15 protein-coding genes and 1 riboswitch are annotated in these 16,405 nt (G+C 64.4%); all 15 genes read left to right on the forward strand.

Annotated elements, in window-relative coordinates:
• Window positions 1–587: 587 nt before the first annotated feature.
• Window positions 588–773 carry a 4Fe-4S binding protein gene (locus tag QMC81_07070; GenBank protein ID MDI6907227.1) on the forward strand — a complete coding sequence of 62 codons (186 nt, stop codon included), beginning with the start codon at window positions 588–590 and terminating at the stop codon, window positions 771–773.
• A gap of 204 nt (window positions 774–977) precedes the next feature.
• Entirely contained in the window at window positions 978–1,745 is a 768-nt protein-coding gene (locus tag QMC81_07075) for a respiratory nitrate reductase subunit gamma (protein ID MDI6907228.1), read from the forward strand.
• A 26-nt stretch (window positions 1,746–1,771) separates the two neighbouring features.
• Window positions 1,772–3,235 carry a (Fe-S)-binding protein gene (locus tag QMC81_07080; protein MDI6907229.1) on the forward strand — a complete coding sequence of 488 codons (1,464 nt, stop codon included), beginning with the start codon at window positions 1,772–1,774 and terminating at the stop codon, window positions 3,233–3,235.
• Window positions 3,236–3,312: 77 nt separating this feature from the next.
• A complete protein-coding gene (locus QMC81_07085) occupies window positions 3,313–3,630 on the forward strand; it encodes a TusE/DsrC/DsvC family sulfur relay protein (GenBank protein ID MDI6907230.1) in 318 nt (105 codons plus the stop codon).
• Window positions 3,631–3,747: 117 nt separating this feature from the next.
• Entirely contained in the window at window positions 3,748–5,166 is a 1,419-nt protein-coding gene (locus QMC81_07090) for a cobyrinate a,c-diamide synthase (GenBank protein ID MDI6907231.1), read from the forward strand.
• Window positions 5,156–5,473 carry a divalent-cation tolerance protein CutA gene (gene cutA, locus QMC81_07095; GenBank protein MDI6907232.1) on the forward strand — a complete coding sequence of 106 codons (318 nt, stop codon included), beginning with the start codon at window positions 5,156–5,158 and terminating at the stop codon, window positions 5,471–5,473. Before QMC81_07090 ends, cutA begins: the two co-directional genes overlap by 11 nt.
• Window positions 5,470–6,153 (forward strand): deoxyribonuclease V, encoded by a 684-nt coding sequence (nfi, locus tag QMC81_07100; protein MDI6907233.1) that lies wholly within the window; start codon window positions 5,470–5,472, stop codon window positions 6,151–6,153. Before cutA ends, nfi begins: the two co-directional genes overlap by 4 nt.
• A 112-nt stretch (window positions 6,154–6,265) precedes the next feature.
• Window positions 6,266–6,958 carry a spore cortex-lytic enzyme gene (sleB, locus tag QMC81_07105; protein MDI6907234.1) on the forward strand — a complete coding sequence of 231 codons (693 nt, stop codon included), beginning with the start codon at window positions 6,266–6,268 and terminating at the stop codon, window positions 6,956–6,958.
• Between the two features lie 133 nt (window positions 6,959–7,091).
• Entirely contained in the window at window positions 7,092–8,462 is a 1,371-nt protein-coding gene (gene ypeB / locus QMC81_07110) for a germination protein YpeB (GenBank protein MDI6907235.1), read from the forward strand.
• Between the two features lie 61 nt (window positions 8,463–8,523).
• Window positions 8,524–8,689, forward strand: a riboswitch (M-box (ykoK) riboswitch).
• A 182-nt stretch (window positions 8,690–8,871) separates the two neighbouring features.
• Window positions 8,872–9,843 carry a magnesium transporter CorA family protein gene (locus QMC81_07115; GenBank protein MDI6907236.1) on the forward strand — a complete coding sequence of 324 codons (972 nt, stop codon included), beginning with the start codon at window positions 8,872–8,874 and terminating at the stop codon, window positions 9,841–9,843.
• A 43-nt stretch (window positions 9,844–9,886) separates the two neighbouring features.
• Window positions 9,887–10,363, forward strand: a complete 477-nt coding sequence (locus QMC81_07120) for a cation:proton antiporter regulatory subunit (protein MDI6907237.1) — start codon at window positions 9,887–9,889, stop codon at window positions 10,361–10,363.
• Between the two features lie 109 nt (window positions 10,364–10,472).
• Window positions 10,473–12,122, forward strand: a complete 1,650-nt coding sequence (locus QMC81_07125; protein MDI6907238.1) for a cation:proton antiporter — start codon at window positions 10,473–10,475, stop codon at window positions 12,120–12,122.
• Window positions 12,123–12,478: 356 nt separating this feature from the next.
• The gene (locus tag QMC81_07130) at window positions 12,479–12,973 is read left to right on the forward strand and encodes an Lrp/AsnC family transcriptional regulator (protein MDI6907239.1); all 495 of its coding nucleotides are present in this window, start codon (window positions 12,479–12,481) and stop codon (window positions 12,971–12,973) included.
• Window positions 12,970–14,172, forward strand: a complete 1,203-nt coding sequence (locus QMC81_07135; protein ID MDI6907240.1) for an aminotransferase class I/II-fold pyridoxal phosphate-dependent enzyme — start codon at window positions 12,970–12,972, stop codon at window positions 14,170–14,172. The genes QMC81_07130 and QMC81_07135 overlap by 4 nt, the downstream gene beginning before the upstream one ends.
• 444 nt (window positions 14,173–14,616) lie before the next feature.
• A partial coding sequence (locus tag QMC81_07140) for an RHS repeat-associated core domain-containing protein (protein MDI6907241.1) occupies window positions 14,617–16,405 on the forward strand: 1,789 nt, incomplete at its 3' end.

Here is a 16,405-nt window from a genome sequence, read left to right on the forward strand (position 1 = left end):
ATACCAGGCGGTAAAAACTTGGGCGCAACCTTGCTCTTGAGCGCACAAAGACCGGCGCCCCATGTGCTCACCGTTACTATAGTACAGGCCGAAAGGCCTTGTCAATTGCCTCAAGACAAATGTCCATTACCAGTGAGATCCACGCCACCGCGGCGCGAAATCATCGGTCAGCGGCCGCAAGAGCCCGTAGCCCGGGCACAGCCCGATTAATAACCTCGGGGGCGACTTCACAAACGGCTTGACCGTCTCACAGGGAAATGCTATGTTGCCTCCGACGGGTTATGCGCCCGGATTTGCTTAAAAAAGTTCTTATCGCCAAGAAGGAATCTTGCCGAGCATAACGAACAAAAAAATATGGGGTTGTGTAGCCGTTCAAGTCCGTCCGGATAGGTCTGCGCGGATGACGGGGCGTTCGCATTCCGGCCCTGTTCTATGGGAGGCGGCTTGTTTCTTCTTCCACGTCCCGGCTCGTGATCTGGGGGGCGTGGCACCGGTGTTGCCCGGGGGGATAAGGCGCCGGTTTGCGCGGATGCGGACTGACTGACGACCAAACCACTACTACATGCAGTTCAAGGAGGCGTATGGCAATGTTCATGGTGTCCATCGACGAGAGCAAGTGCGACGGCTGCGGCGAGTGCGTCGAAGCTTGCCCGGCGAGCGTTCTGGTCCTGCAGGACGGGAAGTGCCACGTCACGAACCCGACCGACTGCCTGGGTTGCGAGACCTGCGTCACCGTTTGCCCGAACGGCGCTCCCACGTTGCAGGAACTCTAGTCCGGTTCCGAAGCTATCCGGCGGAGATACCGGGAGGTGAAAGAGAGCGAAGAGAAAGAAACCCCGTCCGGCAGGGGACGGCTGTGCCGTTATCGCCGGAATGTCTGTAAGTTCTCCCGGTATCCGTGCCTTTTAGGAATGTGAACACAAGAGCCTGAGGTCCTTTAGGTTTGATCGCTACTTTGCCCGGAGGAGGTGCAAGGAATGGAGGTCTTCGTCGGCCAGGTAATGCCTTACATTACCGTGGCCATCTTCCTCGGCGGCATCACGTGGCGCATCTGGCGCTGGATGATCCCGAGGATCGTACACAACATCACCCTGTCACCTTTCGCCAGCAACTGGGTGGAGGCCGTCCTGCACCCGGTGATCCAGCTTTTGACCATGTGGAACGTCCTGAAGTTCGACCGCGGGCTGTGGCCGGGCGCTTTCCTGCTCCATTTCGCGTTGATCAACGTCCTGGGCGGGCACGTCGTCGGTTTCTATACCCTCGGCGAGCAGTTCAACTGGGTCGCGCCGCGCATCATCACCGCCGAGCAGAGCACAGCGGCGTCCGATTTCCTGGGCACCATGTTCGGTCTGATTTTCCTCCTTGCGCTCGTATGGCTCCTGTACCGCCGCTTCGCCGTCGAGAAGGTCAAGGCGGTTTCCGCCACCAGCGACTACCTGCACCTGGTGCTGCTGATCACCATCGCCTGCATCGGCAACTACATGCGTCTCGTCCCCGAGGCGCACATGACCTACGCCGAGGTGCGGGAATTCCTGGCCGGCCTGTTCCTCTTCCAACCGCTGCCGTTCCCGGATAACGCGTTCTTCCTGTATCACTTCCTGTTCGTGCAGATCCTGATGATCGTCTTCCCGTTCTCCAAGCTGATGCACACCTTCGGCATGTTCTGGGAACGGTGGATCGTCAACCGCCCGTACAAGGAATGGCCCGTGGGCCTGCCCGGTGTGCAGGTCCCCTTACAGAAGTAGAGGCCGTATGAAAGGGGGTGTTGGATGTGGCTAAGAATTTGGAAGCACCGCCAGGAAAAGATGAATGGATCGCCCGCTTCGGCGGGAAGACCGGCGGCAAGCTCATGGATGCGCCGCCTATGTTCGACGTCAAGCTGAGAACCACGAAGAAGGCCACCGACAAGGTCCTGTCCCAGCTGGGGGTCATTCCGGTTCCCGACGACCAGAAAGTCGAGATGGCCATCAAGTACCTGGACGACTTCCGCAAGAAGGTCCGCTCCTTTGTGATGGCCATGGAGTCCTGCGTGAAGTGCGGTCTCTGCGCGGAGAACTGCCATACCTACCTCGGCACGCATGACCCGAACAATATCCCGGCCAACCGCGCCGACCTGATCCGGAAGGTCTACAAGCGTTACTTCACGGTTCAGGGCCGTCTTTTCGGCGGCCTGGTGGGGGCCGAGGACCTGACCCCGGAGATGCTGGAGAAGTGGTACAGCTACTTCTACCAGTGTTCGGAGTGCCGCCGCTGCGGCCACGTCTGCCCGTTCGGCATCGACACCTGCGAGGTGACCATGGTCGGGCGGCAGATCCTCTATAACCTGGGGATTGTGCCTCAGCTCCACGGGGCGACCGACGTCGCCATCCTGAACACCGGTAACCACATGGGCCTGACCAAGGCCGGTATCGAGGACACCCTTGAGTTCCTGGCCGAGGAGATCGAGGAGGACTACGGCGTCAAGCTGGAGTTCCCGGTCGACAAGCCGGAGTCGGATATCCTTTACGTGCCTTCGTCGGCCGACTTTATGCTCAACGCGGACACCCTGAAGGGCGCCGCGATGTTCTTCAAGTATGTCGGCGCGAATTGGACCATCTCCAGCCGCATCACCGAGGCCGGCAACTTCGGGTATCTCTCCGACCAGACCCGCATCCAGCGCGAACTGGTCACCCGGACCATGACCGAGGCCGCCCGGCTCGGGTGCTCCAAGATCGTCTGGGGCGAGTGCGGCCACGGCTGGCGGGCGGCGAAGATGTACATCCCGACGATGGCGGACCTGCCGCAGGTCAAGCGTATCCCGGTCACGCATATCCACGATGAGGTAGTGGCATACATTAAGGCCGGACAGCTGAAGCTGGACCCGACCCGGATCAGCCAGCCGGTCACCCTGCACGACCCCTGCAACTACGTGCGGGCATGCGGGCTGTGTGACAACATGCGCGTGATCATCCGCGCCGTCACCACCGATTTCCGTGAAATGAAGCCCAACCGCGAGCAGAACTTCTGTTGCGGCGGCGGATCCGGTATCCTCTTCGACGACCCTGAGATGTACGAGTTCCGCATTATGGCTTCGAACAGAAAGGCCGAACAGATCCGGGAGACCGGGGCCGAGATCCTCTGCGCTCCCTGCTCCATCTGCAAGGCCCAGTTCTACCCGATGGTGAAGGAGCACAAGCTGGGCGTCGAGGTCAAGGGCCTGATCGATTTGGTCGGCAAGGCACTGGTATGGGACTGAACGTCTTGCGACGGGCACCCCGTACTGTGCTATGATAAAAAAAAGACGAACACAATAATTCAGGAGGTGTTTTAGGAATGCCGTTTGTCGAAGTTAACGGCAGGCAGGTGGAGGTCGACGAGGACGGTTTCCTCGTCAACCCGGAGGACTGGACCGAGGATATTGCGTATGCTTTCGCCAAGGGTGAGGGTATCGACGAACTCACCGAGAACCACTGGAAGGTCATCAACTACCTCAAGGAGTACTTCAAGCAGAACGGGATCGCGCCGATGATCCGCAAGATGTGCAAGGACACCGGCATCCCCCTGAAGGAGATCTACGAGCTCTTCCCGACGGGCCCCGCCAAAGGCGCCTGCAAGCTGGGCGGCCTGCCGAAGCCGACCGGTTGCGTCTAAAAACCATAACTCGCACAAAAGCTAACCCGGGGGTGGAATATCTCCCGGGTTTCCTTTCTCTTACCGTGTGGGCCGGGGAAGTGGGAAGTGAGAGGTGAGAGGTGAGAGGTGGGAGACTTGAGCGAACCGCGTCCCAGGCTGGTGATCGCCGCGCCGCAGGGCCGTTCCGGGAAAACCACGGTGACCGCCACCCTGGTAGCCGGGCTGGCGGCGAGGGGCCTTGCCGTCCAGCCTTTCAAGAAGGGGCCGGACTTCATCGACCCGAGCTGGCTGTCGCAGGTGGCGGGCCGCGCGTGCCGCAACCTGGACCTCTACCTAATGCCGGCCGAGACCGTCCGTGACAGCTTCTTCCGGGCCGCCGCCGACGCCGACGTCGCCGTTGTCGAAGGGGCGATGGGGCTCTTTGACGGCCTGGACCTGGAGGGCAGCAACAGCACGGCCGAACTGGCCAAACTCCTTGCCGCCCCGGTCATCCTTGTCCTCAACGTGACGCGCATGACCCGCTCGGCGGCGGCCGTCGTCCTCGGCTGCCAGAAATTCGACCCGGAGCTGAACATCGCGGGGGTTGTCCTGAACAACGTGGCCCGCCCCCGCCACCTGGACATGCTGACGGGCGCCATCGACCGCTACTGCGGGCTTCCCGTGGTCGGGGCGATTCCGAAGCGGGCCGACTATGCCGTCCCGGACCGGCACCTCGGGCTGGTCCCGGCCGGGGAGGACAGCTCGTTGCACGCCGCTGTTGCCGCTCTGGCCCGGGACGCCGCCGAGCGCCTGGACATTGACCGTCTCCTGGCCATCGCCGCCTCCGCCCCGCCCCTCGACGCCCCGCTCCAGAGCACCGAGCCTTCGCCGGCGCCGGCCGCCGGCGCCCCGCGCATCGGGGTCGTCCGCGACCGGGCTTTTACCTTCTACTACCCGGAGAACCTGGAGGCCCTCCAGAGCGCCGGGGCCGCACTGGTTTACATCGACGCCCTGCTCGATCCCGCGCTCCCGCCGGTGGACGGCCTCTATATCGGCGGGGGCTTCCCGGAGGTCTTCGCCGGGGAGCTGGAGGCCAACGCCGGGCTGCGCGAAGCCATCCGCCGGGCGGCCGCCGAAGGCATGCCGGTCTACGCCGAGTGCGGAGGGCTGATGTACCTTGGCGAGGCGCTGACCTGGAAGGGGCGGCGTTACGCCATGGCCGGGGCCCTGCCGCTGGAGGTCGACCTGGACGAAAAACCGCGCGGCCACGGTTACATGCTCTGCGCGGTGGAGGAAGAGAACCCCTTCTTCCCGCAAGGCGCCCTCGTCCGGGGGCATGAGTTCCACCATTCCTCCGTCACGGTCCTGGACCGGGGCCGCGTGCGGCTGGCGCTGCAGGTGCGGCGGGGTTACGGCATCGACGGGCGGCGTGACGGGGCCGTCTTCCGGAACGTCTTCGCCGCCTACAACCACATCCATGCCCTGGGCGTGCCCGAGTGGGCGCCGCGGTTCGTGGAAGCGGCGCGCTCCTACCGGGCGGCCCGCGAAAGGACGGTATGCCACTTTGGCGGCTAAACTCGTATACATCACGGCGGGAAGCGAGGACGAGGCCCGCCGGATTGCCCGGGGCCTCGTCGAGCGGCGCCTGGCGGCCTGCGCCAACGTCATCCCCCGCATCCGCTCCTTCTACCGGTGGGACGGCCGGCTCTGCGAGGATGACGAGGCGGTCGTCATCGCCAAGACCACCGACGCCCTGGCGGAGCGGCTCGTGGCCGCGGTGAAGGAACTGCACAGTTACGAGGTGCCGGCGGTGCTCGTACTCGACGTTGAGCGCGGTTACCCGCCCTTCCTGGAGTGGCTCGCCGGTGAGGTCCGCCCGTGAACACGGGGGGCAGCTGCTGGCCGGAGACCGTCGCCGAGGCCCGCGCGCTGCAGGAGGCCTTGCGGTCGCGGCTGGTCGTGGGAGGCGCGCCGGACCTCGACAGCGTCGGCCTGGTCGCCGGGGCCGACGTGTCCTTCTCCCGCGTCGCCAACCGGGTCTATGCGGCGGTGGTCGTGCTCACCTATCCCGGCCTGGCCGAGGTGGACGTCGCCACCGCCGAAGGCGACGCCACCTTCCCTTACGTGCCCGGCTTTTTGGTTTACCGCGAGGGGCCGGTCCTGGAGCGGGCCTTTGCCGCCCTGAGCCGCATGCCCGACGTGGTCCTCTTCGACGGCCACGGCCTGGCCCACCCGCGCCGCCTGGGCATCGCCAGCCACTTCGGCATCCTCCTCGACCGGCCCACCGTCGGGGTCGCCAAGTCACGGCTGGTCGGGGAGTTCGAAGACCCGGGGCCGGAGCCGGGCGACACCGCCCCCCTGATCGACAGGGGGGAACCGGTGGGATGCGTCCTGCGCACCAAGCGCGGCGTACGCCCGGTCTTCGTTTCGGTCGGCCACCGCATCGGCCTGGAACAGGCCGTGGACCTCGCCCTGTCCTGCTGCCGGGGCTACCGCCTGCCCGAGCCGACCCGCCTGGCGCACCTCCGGTCAAACGCCTGCCGAAAGTCCAACGGGGGGTAAGGCTGCCGCATCTGTAAACGAACTTTTCTCCGGTCCCCTGCAAAGGGGACTCATTTTTTTGCCCCCATCCAGGAAGAATAACGGGCGACAAGCTGGATGAGGGGGATGTCCCGTGGAGTATAAGCGAAAAGCTGTAACCGCCCTGGCGGCCCTGGTGGTCGCCGCGGCGTGCTTCCTGGTGCCGGCCGAGCGGGCCTGGGCCGAACCGACCCTGCACTGGGGCGCGAAGGGCTACCAGGTGCAGCGCGTGCAGCAGCGCCTGGCGGCCTGGGGCTACTACCGCGGCCCCATCGACGGGGCCTACGGCTTCCGTACCTGGCGGGCGGTGCGGAGTTTTCAGGCCGGAAACGGCCTTGCCGTCACCGGCACCGTCGACGACCGGACCTGGCGCGCGCTGGGCCTGGCGGACCCGGTGACGCGGACGGCCCCGGCGACCTCGGGCCGCGGGACGGGGTGGGACATCTGGCTTCTCGCCCGGGTCATCCAGGGGGAGGCGGGCGCCGAACCCTTTATCGGCAAGGTGGCGGTCGGGGCGGTGATCATGAACAGGGTGCGGAGCGCTTCCTTCCCGAACACCATCGCCGGGGTGGTCTTCCAGGGGGCCGCCTTTGAATCCGTGTTAAACGGCCTGATCTGGCGCGTTCCGGTCTCGCTGGAGTCCCTTCGCGCCGCGCAGTTGGCCCTGTCCGGCTGGGACCCCACCGGCGGCGCGACCTTTTTCTGGAACCCCTATAAGCCTGTCTCGCCCTGGATCTGGACGAGGAGGATCGTGACCCAGATCGGCCGCCATGTATTCGGACGCTGAGGACCGTTGCCCGGCACTATTAGAGAAAAGACCTCTTGCTCCAGGGTGGCGTCTGATATGTTATGTCCTTGTGAAGGTTGAGTGCTGGGTGAACGGTCTGGTTAGTTTAGCTTGAGTAGGGAGGTATTCCACCGTGCAAAGACGCTGGATGTTGCCGGCCGCCCTGAGCCTGCTCCTCCTGGTCGCGGTTTCGGCCTGGGGCTTTGACCAGTCCCGTACCCGCCAGGGCGTGGAGACCGCGCTCAATAACCAATACCAACGGGCCTTCTATGAGACGCTGAACCATGTCCAGGGCCTGCAGGTCATGCTCGGCAAGAGCCTGGTAACCGAAACAGAGCCCTTGAACACAGCCGTTTTTGCCGATATCTGGCGCCAGGCGCTGATGGCCCAGGCCAGCCTGGCCCAGCTGCCTGTCACCGACGTAACCCTCGTCCGGACCACCAAGTTTCTCAACCAGGTCGGCGATTACGCCAACAGCCTGATGCGCTCGGCCGCCCTCGGGCGGGAGCCGTCCGAGGACCACTACGCGACGCTCAAGCGTCTGTACGACCAGGCGGCCGTCCTGAACCGCCAGCTTCACGAGGTCGAGCAGGACGTACAGAAACAGGGCCTGGGGTTCTGGGCCATCCGGGAGCAGATACGGGCCCGGTCGGCCTTGCGCAAGCCGGCGCCGGTGAACCCGGGCGAGGATGACTTCCAGGCCCTCAACCGGGAGATGGAGGTCTATCCAACCCTGATCTATGACGGGCCCTTCTCGGACCACCTGGAGCGCCGGACACCGCTTGGGCTGCCGGAGGAGAGAATCAGCGCCGCCGAGGCGCGCACCCGCGCCCTGAAGGCCGTCGACCGCCGGCAGGGCATCACCTATACGGCCCGGGTGACCGGCTCGACCCGCGGCCTCTTGGAGTCCTACCGGGTTGAAATCACCGGCAAGCGCCAGGGAGGTGACGAGATCATTGTCGCCGACCTTACCAAGCAAGGCGGGGAGACGGTCTGGTACCTCTCCAGCCGCCCGATCGGCGCGGCGCGGATCTCCGTCGCCGAGGCCCAGGCCCGGGCGGAACGCTTCCTGGCCGCCCGCGGGCGGGCGAACACCACCCCCACCTTCCACCAGCGCCAGTGGAACACGGTGGTCTACAACTTCGCCGGCCTGAAGGACGGAGTCGTTCTTTACCCGGACCTGGTGAAGGTTACCGTCGCCCTGGACAACGGCCAGGTGGTGGGTTTGGAGCAGGCCGGCTGGCTGATGATGCACCACCCGCGGGCCGACCTGAAGCCGAAGCTGTCCGAGGCCGAGGCGCGGAAGAAGCTCAGCTCCAACCTGCAGGTCACGGCCTCCCGCCTGGCGGTGATCCCTACCGACGGGGGCAAGGAGATACTCACCTGGGAGTTCCGGGGCACGGCCGGCGGGAACACCTACCTGGTCTATATCAACGCCGAAAACGGGCGGGAGGAGAAAATCCTGGAGCTGGTCGGGCAACCCCAGGGCACGCTGACGATGTAAGTCTTCGTTGTCACCGGCCCTAAAAAGTAGTACTCTAAGAACAGAAAAACACATACCCACCGTAGTTCTTCGTTAGGTGAGGCTACTGCACGGACACATGCCGCTGCCCGGAAACGTCGAGAGACGCTAACGGGTCAACAGGTACTACCGGCTTAAGGTTCTACCTATGCGGCTGAGATCTCCTCTCTAGCCGTGGAGAGCCAAAGCTGGGACGAGTGGAGAAGGCGTGGGTGCGCTCACTTAGGCCTTCCCGATCTTGCCGCGAGAAGGCTTTTTGTTTGGGCGTTTTCCCCCGGGAGGTGAATGCGCATGGACGACGGCTACCCGAGTACCATGTCGATACCCGCGACCGCACCGGCCGGCGGGGCGGTGCATCCTGCGCATTTCACCGCCGAGGGAGGGGAAGACCATGATCAAGACCTACTGCTACCATGCCGAAAGCGCCGGCATCCTGCACGATATCAAACTGGACGGCACCGGACTCCTGGCGGGCGAAGAGAACCTCTTGTGGGTCGACCTTTTCAACTTCACGGAGACCGAGATCAACAGGGTGGCCCGCGTCTTCGGTTTCCACCCGTTGACCGTCGAGGACTGCTTGACTTACAGCCCCCGGGCGAAGATCGACCGCTACGAGGGCTACCACTTTTTCACGCTGCACGCCATCCGTTACGAAGAGGACAGCGACGAGGAAATCACCCTTGAGCAGTTGAATATTTACCTGGGGCCCAACTACGTCGTCACCCTGCACCGGCGGACCCTGCCGCCCCTGGGCCGCATCGCCCGGGACTGCCTGGCCAACAACCTGGAGGGCATGCGGCACGGGCCGGACCATTTCCTGTTCGCCATCCTGGGGGGGCTGATCGACCAGTATTTCCCCATCCTGGAACGGGTGGACGAGCGCATCGACGAGATCGAGGACCGGATGTACGACCGGCGCAACCAGGAGGTCACCGAGGAGTTCCTCTCCCTGAAGCGCACCATCCTGGCCATGCGCCGTGCGATCCTGCCCCAGAAGCGCATGCTCACCGGCGCCAACGGGAAGCTGCCCTTTCCGATGGCCGAGGAAAACGTTCCCTTTTACCTGGACCTGGTGGACCACATCGAGCGCATCACCGACTCCGTGGACTCCTTCAAGGACCTGGTGGACGGGGCGATGGCGACCTACAACTCCATCATCAGCGCCCGTACGGCGCACACCATGCGCATCCTGACGGTGATCTCGACGATCTTCATGCCGTTGACCTTCCTCACGGGTTTCTTCGGCATGAACGTCCCGCTGCCCGGGCAGCACACGCTCTGGTCGACCGTGGTCATCGCCGCCGGCCTGCTCGGGGTGTCAATCTGGATGTACGCCGTTTTCCGCCTGAACAAGTGGATCTAAGCTACGTGTCGCAGAATAAAAGGGATAAGGGGGTTGTGCGGGAGTGGGTTACTTCCGTGAGGCGGACCTGCCCGGTCTGGGGAAAAAGTACAGCCTGCGGACGCACCGCAAAGAGAACCTGAGCATTGTCATCCACCACGACGGCAAGCGCGAGCTATACATCATGGACCGTCACGATGAGCCCCTGGCCAGCATCACTCTGCAGGACGACGAAGCCCGCCAGGTGGGGGCCATCCTGTCCGGCGCCTTCTTCAAGCCGAAGGCCGTGGAGGACCTGGAGGTCGCCATCGAGGGCCTGCGTATCGAGTGGTTCAAGCTGACGGAGGGCTCCCCCCTCGCCGGCCGGTCCATCGGCGAGCTTGGCATCCGGCACAAGACCGGGGTCTCGATCATCGCCATCATCCGGGGCGAGGACAGCATTCCCAACCCGGGTCCGGACTGCGTCCTGCAGGAGGGCGATACCATCGTCGCCCTGGCGAAGCATTTCAAAGACTTCCGCCAATTTCTACAAGGCAAGTAGTAGCTATCCTGGAAAACAGCGCCCGGGCACCGGAGACCTTCCATCGCCCGTGGGGTCTTTGCTCCCCCGACGTCCGACGACTGACGACTGACAAGGAGGTGAGGGCTTATTGACGGAGCACAGCCTGTTACTTGATCTGGGCCTCGTCCTCTTCTTCGGCTTTCTCGGCGCCTGGCTCGCCTCCCGGCTGGGACAGTCCGTTATCGTCGGCTACATCGTCCTGGGAACCGTCATCGGCCCGAACGTCCTCGGGCTGGTCGGGGACGACGGCCTGATACACGTCCTGTCCGAACTGGGAGTCGTCTTCCTCATGTTCTTCCTGGGCCTGGAGTTCTCCGTGGCGCGCTTCGCGCAGATCAAGAACTCGGCCCTGGTCGTGGGCTCGGCCAAAATCGCCGCCCAGATGGGTGCCGGGCTCTTATTGGGGCTGGCCCTCGGCTGGAGCGACATCGACCGCTGGTTCCTGGCCGCCATCATCGCCATCAGCTCCAGCGGGGTCACGGCCAAGCTCCTGTTCGACCTGAAACGCACCGCCACCCGGGACGCCGAGGTCCTGATGGGGATCATGGTCTTTGAGGACTTCGTGGCCATCGTCGCCATGGGGGCCCTCATCGGCATCGCGGCCACGGGGCTGGTCCAGACCGGCCCCCTGGCGGTCACCGTCGGCAAGGTCTTCCTGTTTTACGCCCTGGCCATCCTGGTCGCGGCCAAGGTTTTCCCCCGGATCGCCGCCTGGCTGGAGGCCGTCGATTCCGAGGAACTGTTTGTGGCCGTCGTCGCCGCCGCGGTGCTCCTGGCCGGGGCGGGGGCGGTGGCCGCCGGGCTGCCGTCGGCCGCCGGGGCCTTCGTCCTCGGCATGATCGTCAACAACAAGGCCCTGGAGGAGCGGATCCACCAGAAGATCGCTCCCTTCCGCGACGCCTTCCTGGTGGTCTTCTTCCTGGCCTTCGGGATGCTCATCGACCCGGCGATGATCCCGCCGGTGCTGGGCCTGCTGGCGGCCGTCGTCGGCATATCGCTGGCCGTGGAGTTAGTGGTCAGCTCATCGCTGGCCTTCCTGAGCGGCCTGCCGGCGGCCGGCGCCGTGGCCGTCGGGACGGGCCTGGTGTCCCGCGGCGAATACGCCATGCTCTACGCCGCGCTGGGACAGCAGGCGGGGGCCATCAGCTCCGACCTCTACCAGTTGACCGGCGCGTACGTCTTCACCATGACGCTGCTGGCGCCCCTGATGATGCGCAACGCCCGTCGCATCAAGGCCTTCTATAGCTCGCTTCTGCCGCGGCGGATCAAGAGGGCGCTGATCCTGTTCTCCAACGCCATGGGCCCCCTGATGTTCCCCGACCTGTACGGGGTGAAGCCGCCGTCGTACCGCTACCTCTTCGCCGGGGCCTTCATCGCCTACCTGGCGGTGGTCATCCGGGCCTTCGGCCTGCGCGACCCGTATGTTCTTGCCGCTCTGGCCGCCGCCGGCCTGGGGCTCAGCGCCGTTCTCGTCTGGCTCCTGCGGAAGAGCCTGACGCACGTCCTGGATGAGGCCGAAGAACTTCCGTTTGAGGAGGGACAAAGCCCGGACCGGGCGCACCGGTTTGTGCTCAGGGTCCTGGGGAGCGTCCTCGTGGGCATCCTGGTGTTCTCCGTCTTCTGGGGCTTCAACCTGCCTGCGGCCCTGGCGGTCCTTGGAGGCCTGCTCCTCGCCCTGGTGCGGGCCTGCCGGCGGGTGACGCAAGACCCCGCGCCGAAGCCGCCGCTGACAGGTTGACCACCCCTTGACAGATCCCCGGCCGGATGCTACAGTTACAAGCAAACTTTCTGCTGCAACGGCTGTGAAGGGAAGAAGGGCGCACAGCGGGACGGGATAGCGAGCCGGGGGCGGTGGGAGCCCGGCCCTCCCGGCGCCCGGGCCACCCCGGAGCCGAAGGACGAACGGCCGCCGCGCCGCCAAGCCCTTCCGGACGCCCGCCGTTACCGGGCCGGAGCGGGCTCCCGCCCTACGAGGGAAGGGGGAGCCAACTAGGGTGGTACCGCGAGGAAAGAGAGCCTCGCCCTTAGATCAGGGCGGGGCTTCTCATTCCTCCCGCATCCCACATCTCATTGGAGGAGGCTGATCCCCACACCATGAACGCCGACCGCCGTCTCGAGATCCTGGAACTCCTGGCGAACGACGCCCGCCTGACCGCGCGCCAGATCGCGGTCATGCTCGGCGAGCCCGAGGAGGAGGTGTGCGCGGCCATCGCCGAACTCGAGGCCAACCACACCATCCTCGCCTACCGGACCCTCATCAACTGGGATAAAGCGGGCCGCTCACGCGTCCTGGCCCTGATCGAGGTCCGGGTGACCCCCCAGCGCGAAGTGGGCTTCCAGGCGATCGCCGAGCGGGTCGGCCGCTTCCCGGAGGTCAAGACCCTCTATCTTATGTCCGGGGCCTTCGACCTGGCCGTGCTGGTCGAGGGGAAGACCATGCAGGAGGTCGCCTTCTTCGTGGCCACCAAGCTCGCCCCGCTGGAGGGCGTGACCAGCACGACGAGCCACTTTGTGCTCCAGACCTTCAAAGAAGAGGGCGTCATCGTCGAGGACGGCGAGGGCGACCACAGGCTGGTGGTGTCGCCATGACCGACTGGAGCGCGCGCTTGAACCCGACCGTCCGGGAGATCAAACCCTCGGGCATCCGGCGGTTTTTCGACCTGGCCTCCGAGATGAAGGGCGTCATCTCCCTCGGCGTGGGCGAGCCCGACTTCGTCACCCCCTGGCGGGTGCGCGAGGCCTGCATTTACGCCCTGGAGAGGGGCTACACCATGTACACCGCCAACAGCGGCCTGCCGGCCCTGCGGGAGGCCATCGCCGGCTACGTGGAGGAGGCCTTCGGCGTGACGTACGACCCGCGCGGCGAGGTCCTGGTCACCGTCGGCGTCAGCGAGGCCTTCGACCTGGCCTTGCGGGCCGTCATCGCCCCGGGGGACGAAGTCCTGGTCCCCGAGCCCTGCTACGTCTCTTACCGGCCCTGCGTGGCCCTGGCCGGGGGACGGCCGGTGGTCGTCCCGACCACGCTGGAACAGGGTTTCCGCGTCAGCGCCGGGCAGATCGAACGGGCGATTACCCCGCGCACCAAGGCCCTGCTCCTCTGCTACCCGAGCAACCCCACCGGGGCGGTCATGCCCCGGGCGGAGCTGGCGGCCGTCGCCGAGGCGGCGGCGGCGCGCGACCTCATCGTCATCGCCGACGAGATTTATGCCCAGTTGACCTACGAGGGGGAACACACCTGCTTCGCCTCCCTGCCGGGGATGCGTGACCGCACCATCCTCCTGCAGGGCTTCTCCAAGGCCTTCGCCATGACCGGCTGGCGCATCGGCTACGCCGCCGGCCACGCCGACGTCATCGCCGCCATGAATAAGATCCACCAGTACACCATGCTCTGCGCCCCGATCACGGCCCAGATGGCCGCCCTGGAGGCGCTCAAGCACTGCCGGGACGAGATGCGGCGCATGGTCAACCAGTACAACTACCGGCGCCGCCTGGTGATCGAGGCCTTCGGCGCCATGGGCCTGCCCTGTTTCGAGCCCGGGGGCGCCTTCTACGCCTTCCCGGACATCGGCGTCACCGGGCTTACGTCCGAGGAATTCGCGGAGCGGCTGCTGATGGAGGAGAAGGTGGCCGTCGTGCCGGGCAACGCTTTCGGCGAGAGCGGGGAGGGCCACGTGCGCTGCTCCTACGCCGCCTCCGTCGAACAGCTGACCGAGGCCTTCAAGCGGATGGAGCGTTTTGTCGCCCGCCGCCGCCGGACCACCGCCGGCCGCGCCGCCTGCGGGGGGTAAAACGCATGGGGTAGCGACAGTGGTGGGTAGTAAGAAAGCCGTCCGGGGGATTTGATCCCGGACGGCTTAGCTTATGGGGCTTTGACAAAAAACGACAAAAATTAACTCTTGCCTACCTTGCCTTCCAAATTATAGCATACTGTTACCTATAGTTACGATAACAACGGCAACCGGACCACGGTCACCGACCCCAACGGGAACACCACCACCTACGCCTACGACGAACTGAACCGGCTTGCGGCCGTTACCGATACCCTGGGGAACACCTGGACCTACGCCTACGACCTCAACGGCAATCTCACCTCGGTCACCGACGCCGCCTACCACACCCGAACGTATGAATACGACGAACTGAACCGCCTGACCCGAATAACGGACCCGCTCGGCAACGCCACAAGCTACGCCTACGACGCGGCGGGCAACAGGACAAGTCTTACCGACGCCTTGGGAAGGACCACCACCTTTACATACGATGAAGCCAACCGGTTATCACGTATCCACTACCCCGGCGGGCAAACCGTCACCTACACCTACGACCCGGCGGGGAACCGGGTAGGCGTGGACGATCCCAATGGCGGCACTGTCTTTACTTACGACGACAAGAACCGCCTCACCGCCGTTACCCGGAACGGGCGGACAATCGCCTATGCCTTCGACGGGAACGACAACCTGACGGCCCTCACCTACCCGGGCGGCAGGCGACTGTCTTATGGGTACGACCCCGTGAACCGCCTCATCTCAGTGTCCGGAATGGTCTACGAGTTGACCGTATCGTACGACGCCGTGGGCAACCGCGTGCGGGAGGTCATGCCCAATGGTGTTATCGTAAACTATGCCTATGACGAAGCCGGGCGTCTCACGGTGCTGGAACACGTCTACGACGGGAGGGTTCTGGCGAGGTTCGAGTACACCTACGACGACGTGGGCAACCGGCTGAGCGTAACGGATCAAGATGATCAGATTACCAGGTACACATACGACGACCTGTACCGGCTGACGGAAGTCTCCTACCCGGACGGGGAGAACGTCACCTACACCTACGACGCGGTTGGCAACCGGACGGCCCTGACCAGCTCCCGGGGCACCACCACCTACATCTATGACGCCGCCGACCGGCTGGTGGACATCGACGGCACCCCCTGCGCCTACGACGCCAACGGCAACCTCCTCTCCGTGGGAGACGCCGTCTACTATGCTTACGACGCCGCCAACCGGTTAATCAGTTACACCGACGGCGAGAAAACGCTTACCTTCAGCTACGACGGCGACGGCAACCGCGTCGGAATGAGCGTTGCCGGCAGTGTCTATGCTGAATACACCTACCTCAACGATCCCCTGGGAGGAATCGCCAGGGTACTGGTCGAAGAAGACGAGCTGAGCGGTTCCGGAAACAGTTACTTCTACGCCGGAAGGTTAATAGCCAGGGAAGGCCCGGAGGGGTTAATCTTTTATCACCCGGACGCCCTGGGCAGCACCAGCGTCATCAGCGATGTCTATGCCACCCCGCTGGTTCACTATACATACGACGCCTTCGGCAGCATCCGGTCCGTTACCGGCGATGTCTACCATAACCCGGTCCTCTTCACCGGGGAGTGGCAGGACCCGAGCGGGCTCATCTATCTTAGAGCACGGTATTATGACCCGGTTGCCGGGCGCTTCTTGACTAGGGACACCTATCCAGGAGAACTGGCCGATCCCGGAACGCTGCACCCGTACGTATACTGCGGGAACAATCCGGTTATCTACGTGGACCCCACCGGGGAGATTAGGATTTGCCAAGAGGGTGTCCAAGTCCACGGTGAGTTCAAGAAACTGGCAACGCTGTTATTCACGAGCGAAGCGTTGCGGGGGGTTAGATATATATGGGCTAACCAACCGATCTCTGCCATTATTGACGACTCGTCCCTGAAGCGCAGGCCGGATCTCGTGGCGGAGCTTCGTACCGGATGGATGGAGGTCTACGAACTGAAGCCCATTACCTACTACCACCGGAGCGATTTGCACCGCAGGGCGGAGAGGCAGATCGAGAGGTACGCCCAAGATGTGCGGGGAGGAAGAGGTACAACTCTTCTCTCCACCTTCCAGGGCAGGACGGTGACCACCATCAGCGTTGACCCACACCCGAGGGGAGAACTGGAGACCAGGCGGACCTATCAGTTGGAGACTTTTCCCCAGGAGCCGGGCATGATCTACTACCGGGAAGTGAGTAGCGAGTCTGTCCTGCACGTTAACC

Source organism: Thermoanaerobacterales bacterium (assembly GCA_030019475.1).
GTDB lineage: Bacteria > Bacillota > Desulfotomaculia > Desulfotomaculales > JASEER01 > JASEER01.